General features: G+C 62.1%; 1 protein-coding gene and 1 pseudogene. One reads left to right on the top strand and one right to left on the bottom strand.

Features of this window, described 5'->3' with window-relative positions; all coding sequences use genetic code 11:
* On the bottom strand, positions 1–193 hold a 193-nt coding region (locus tag Q0897_RS16050), incomplete at its 3' end, for a hypothetical protein (RefSeq protein WP_299310433.1).
* Here Q0897_RS16050 and Q0897_RS16045 point away from each other — a divergent pair.
* A pseudogene (locus Q0897_RS16045) lies at positions 132–636 on the top strand (IS5 family transposase); the annotation flags it as partial. The gene Q0897_RS16050 and the pseudogene Q0897_RS16045 sit on opposite strands and share 62 nt — an antisense overlap.

Below are 636 nucleotides of genomic sequence, written 5' to 3'. Positions count from 1 at the left end.
TAGGCGGTAAACTCATAAAACGGCTTGTGATCTGCGGGGCCGCATGATTCAGGTTCTTCATTGTGATGGAGGGCTTGATGGCGCTGCGACGATACGAACTAACGGATGCAGAGTGGTCGATCATCGAGGCTTTGCTACCGAACAAGCCTCGCGGGGTGCCGCGTGTTGATGATCGGCGGGTGTTGAACGGCATCCTCTGGCGGTTCCGCACGGGTTCGCCGTGGGCTGAGATACCCGAGCGCTACGGCCCGTCGACGACCTGCTACAACCGGTTCGTGCGCTGGCGCAAAGCCGGGGTGTGGGACCGGTTGCTGGCTGCAGTTTCCGCTGGCTTTGCTGGCGAGATCGTGATGATCGACTCCACCTGCGTGCGCGTCCACCAACATGGTGCGACGGGTAAAAAGGGGGAGCCGGCGATCGCGGCATGGGACGTTCCCGAGGTGGCCTCACGAGCAAGATTCATGCCCTCGTTGACGCTGACGGTCGTCCCGTTGCCCTGCGTCTGACCGGCGGCCAGGTCCACGACAGTCAGGAAGCCGAAGCACTGATCGAGGTCATGCCAGAAGGCGCAACACTGCTCGGTGACAAGGGCTATGACAGCAACGCCATCCGCGAAGCCGCTGCCCGCAAGAACGC

Origin of the sequence: uncultured Croceicoccus sp. (assembly GCF_947496385.1) — a bacterium.
Taxonomy (GTDB): domain Bacteria; phylum Pseudomonadota; class Alphaproteobacteria; order Sphingomonadales; family Sphingomonadaceae; genus Croceicoccus.
This window is presented reverse-complemented; position numbering and strand designations above follow the sequence as displayed.